The organism is Stenotrophomonas sp. 3diitr2024 (assembly GCF_042136455.1).
GTDB lineage: Bacteria > Pseudomonadota > Gammaproteobacteria > Xanthomonadales > Xanthomonadaceae > Stenotrophomonas > Stenotrophomonas sepilia.
In genome coordinates this window covers 1-3,819 of sequence record NZ_JBHHMJ010000194.1, presented here as the reverse complement: position 1 = coordinate 3,819, position 3,819 = coordinate 1, and the positions used below count along the sequence as shown (strand labels likewise).

The 3,819-nt window shown below is 68.2% G+C and carries 3 protein-coding genes; all 3 read right to left on the bottom strand.

Going from position 1 to position 3,819, the window contains the following annotated elements:
• Positions 1 to 86: 86 nt before the first annotated feature.
• Entirely contained in the window at positions 87 to 1,337 is a 1,251-nt protein-coding gene (locus tag ABGA94_RS04510; RefSeq protein WP_375366505.1) for an ectonucleotide pyrophosphatase/phosphodiesterase, read from the bottom strand.
• A gap of 410 nt (positions 1,338 to 1,747) precedes the next feature.
• The gene (locus tag ABGA94_RS04505; RefSeq protein WP_111127935.1) at positions 1,748 to 2,239 is read right to left on the bottom strand and encodes a methylated-DNA--[protein]-cysteine S-methyltransferase; all 492 of its coding nucleotides are present in this window, start codon (positions 2,237 to 2,239) and stop codon (positions 1,748 to 1,750) included.
• Positions 2,236 to 3,714, bottom strand: coding sequence for an AlkA N-terminal domain-containing protein (locus tag ABGA94_RS04500; protein ID WP_375366502.1), 1,479 nt, complete (start codon positions 3,712 to 3,714; stop codon positions 2,236 to 2,238). Before ABGA94_RS04500 ends, ABGA94_RS04505 begins: the two co-directional genes overlap by 4 nt.
• Between the last annotated feature and the right edge of the window lie 105 nt (positions 3,715 to 3,819).

Below are 3,819 nucleotides of genomic sequence, written 5' to 3'. Positions count from 1 at the left end.
CGTTTTTTTATGCATGATTTTGCAGAGCCGAGCCCATGCCCGGCTGGCGCAATGCAGCCGAGCGTGGGCTCGGCTCTACAACCGGATCAGCGCAGGGTCTTCTTCAGCGTCTCCGGGTTGCCGTCGTTCGGCGCGGCTGGTACCTGCAGAAGGTGTGCCAGCAGTGGATAGACATCGACATTGTCGAAGCCATCGATCACCAGGCCCTGGCGGAACGACGGGCCACTGGCCACGAACACCGCGCGCATGGACGGCAGCGCGTTGTCGTAGCCGTGCGAGCCGCGGTCCTGCTGTTCGCGCTTGGCGATCTTTTCCTGATGCAGGGCATCCCAGCCTTCATCCATCATGCAGACAATGGCGGGAATGCGCGGATGGGTGCCGTAGTGCAGGCGCGCCGGCAGTTTTTCTTTCTTCCAGCATTCGTAGTGCGCGTGGCGGCCGAGCAGAGCGCGTTCGGCGGCGGCTTCATGGCCGACCACCGGTGCGAAGCCGACCGACTGGCCCTGGCTGACATTGCGCGCAATCGCCGGGTCGACCATCGATTCGGTGGCGATCACCTGGCCAGCGGGGACACTGGCCATGCCATGGTCAGAGACCACGATCACGTTGGTGGTCGAGGCCAGGCCGCGCTGCTGCAGCCCATCGAGCACCTGGCCGACGATCTGGTCGGCGCGCACGATGGCGTCGGCGTACTGCTTCGACTCGGGGCCGTAGTTGTGACCGGCCTTGTCCACGTGTTCCATGTACAGCGTGGTCAGGCGGGGGGCATCGGCGTCGGTCTGTGACAGCCAATCGAGCACGATGCCGGCGCGCTGTTCCAGCGGCTCCTTGCCGTCGTAGATGCGCCACTGGCTGGGGCGTACGCCACGGATCTCCGATTCACTGCCCGGCCATGACGTGGTGGCCGAACGCACGCCAGCATTCTCGGCGCCGACCCAGATCGGTTCGCCGCCCCACCAGCCACTGGTGGTAACCGCTTCGCGATTGCTCAGCTCGAACCGGCCCAGTGCTTCATCGTCCATGCTGTTGTTGACGATGCCGTGGTGGTCCGGGCGCAGGCCGGTAACGAGGGTGTAGTGATTCGGGAAGGTCAGCGACGGATAGGACGGGGTCATCCAGCGTGCGCGCACGCCGCCATCGATCAGGCGTTGCAGGTTCGGGGTCAGGCTGCGGTCCAGCGCATCGGCGCGCAGGCCGTCGATGGAGATCAGCAGCAGCTTCGGCGGTGCCGCCGCAGCGATGGAAGTGGGAACAGAGGCGGAAGGGGCGGGTGCGGTGGTGCAGGCGGCCAAGGGCAGCAGCAGCGCCAGCGCGCAGGTCAGGCGTACGGAAGTCATCCGCGCATGATAGTGCGAGGTAATGACGCGCCCAAGACACGGCGCGCTATCGCGCGCGGTGTCCGCGCATTTTTTCCTTATCCCCGCGCCTGTCGACGCGCCCCCTTCAACAAGAAGGGGGCTTTTCTCCAGACAGTTTACAGACGCTTCCATACACGCATGGCGTGGATCTACCGCGTCGACCAAGGTCGACACCTACCCACCGCCGCGGGAATCTGTCGAAGGTGGGGCGGTGTGGGTGGGCAGGACCGTTGGCGCCATGGATGGCGCCATCGAGCCCCCATGGATGGGTTTACGGCGTGTCCTGCCCACCCATACTGCCCCACCCAACGCGTAGAAAATCGGAGCTGTATTGGCTCTTGACCTTGTCGTTGCCTCTGCGGGTGCCGGGCGCAGCCCGGCCGGCCCTCTCAGGCGAACAGCGGGGCCTGGCGCTGTTCCAGCCGCAGCAGCGCGGCCTTGGTTTCCAGGCCGCCACCGAAGCCGGTCAGTGCACCGTTGCTGCCGATCACGCGGTGGCAGGGCAGGATGATCGGCAATGGATTGCGGCCATTGGCCGCGCCCACCGCGCGGGTCGCGCTGGGTTGGCCCAGGTGCTGCGCCAACTGCAGATAGCTCCAGGTCTGGCCGAACGGAATCAACGCCAGCGCCTGCCACACGCGCAGCTGGAACAGCGTGCCGCGTGGTGCCAGCTGCAGGTCGAACCGGCTGCGTTCACCGTGCAGGAACTGCAGCAGCTGTTCGCGTGCCTCCGGCAGTGCATCCGGTGCGTAATGCCAGCCGTCGCGCCCGCGTGCGGGGTGACGGTTCTCCGGAAACAGCACGTGCGCAAGACCACGCTCGTCACCGGCGATGGTCAATACGCCGATCGGGCTGTCGAAACGATCGAACAACAGGGTCATGTCGGTTCTCCAACGAACGTCCCGGACAGGTGCCACAGGTGCAGCACCGCGTAGGCGCGCCACGGCCGCCACGGTTGCGAGCGCGCTTCGGTTGCGCGTTCGCTCAGGCGCTGGCCCTGCGCATGGCCGAGCACCTGCTGCAGCACAAGGTCGCCGGCCGGGAAGGCATCGGGCTGGCCGAGGCCACGCAGGGCGATGTACTGCGCGGTCCAGGGGCCGATGCCGGGCAGTGCAACGCAGCGCGCAACGAATTCCTCCAAGGCCTGGCCGGGCCCGAAGTCGAGCCGGCCGCTGGCGCAGGCGGCGGCCAGGGCGCGCACGGTGGCGGCGCGGCTGCGCGGCAGCCCGATGGATTCCAATGGTGCCTCGGCCAGTACCTCGGGCGCGGGGAACTGGCGATCGAATTCCGATGGCATGCCCGGCAGGTGTGCGCCGTAGGCATCGACCAGGCGCCGCGCGAAGGTGGTGGCCGCGGCCACGCTGACCTGCTGCCCGAGCACCGCGCGTACGCCCACCTCGAAACCATCCCAGCCGCCGGGTACGCGCAGTCCGGGGCGTTCGGCGATGCCACGCGCGAGCAGCGGTTCTTCGCCCAGCGCGGCATGGACCTGCTGCAGGTCGGCATCCAGATCAAACACCCGACGCACGCGGCGCACGATGTCGGGGATCAGGCGTGGATCCACCGCGCCCAGTTGCAGGCGCAGCTCCGGGCGCTTCGGGTCGGCGGTGACGCGCCGCAGGGTGGGGCGTTCAGGCGTGCCCAGCACGCGCTGGTAGCTGTCTTCGCCGATCAGTTCGATGCCGGGCAGGCTGCGTTTGCGCAGGAAGGCCAGCATGCGTGGGAAGTCCAGTGGTGGACGGTAGCCCAGGCGCAGCACCAGGCCGCCATCATCTGCAGCCAACGGTTGATGCTGGCGACGCAGGGCGGTCGGCGCCATCCCACAGCCCTGCAGGAACGCGGTATTGAAGCGGCGCAGGCTGTTGTAGCCGGCAGCCAGCGCGACGTCGGTCACCGCCAGCGTGGTTTCGGTCAGCAACTGTTTGGCCAGCAACAGGCGATGGGTTGCGTGGATCTGCCCGGGCGTTGCGCCGAGATGTTCGACGAACAGGCGCTGCAGTTGGCGCGCGCTGAGGCCGAGCTTCGTTGCAAGATCGGCCACCGGCTGCTCCTGCAGGAAGCCGCCGTGGATCAGCGCCAGTGCCCGCTGCACGGTCTGTCCGGCCAGGGCCTGCTGGGCCTGCGGTGCCAATTCCGGGCGGCAGCGCAGGCAGGGGCGGTACCCGGCGGCCGCGGCGGCCGCGGCGGTCGGAAAGTAGGTGATGTTGCGCGGCTTCGGCGGCGGTGCCGGGCACACCGGGCGGCAATAGATGCCGGTGCTGCGCACGGCGGTGAAGAACACGCCGTCGAAGCGTGCGTCGCGGGCCAGGCGGGCGCGGTCGCAGGCGGCGGTGTCGAGGGCGAGGGCGGTGTCCATGGCGCCAGTCTAGGCCCGTGCGGGCGGCGATACTCGCCACATTCGGACATGGATGCTGAAGGGGGTCAGGCAGGGCTGCGCCCGGCACCCGCGGTAGTGCCCGCC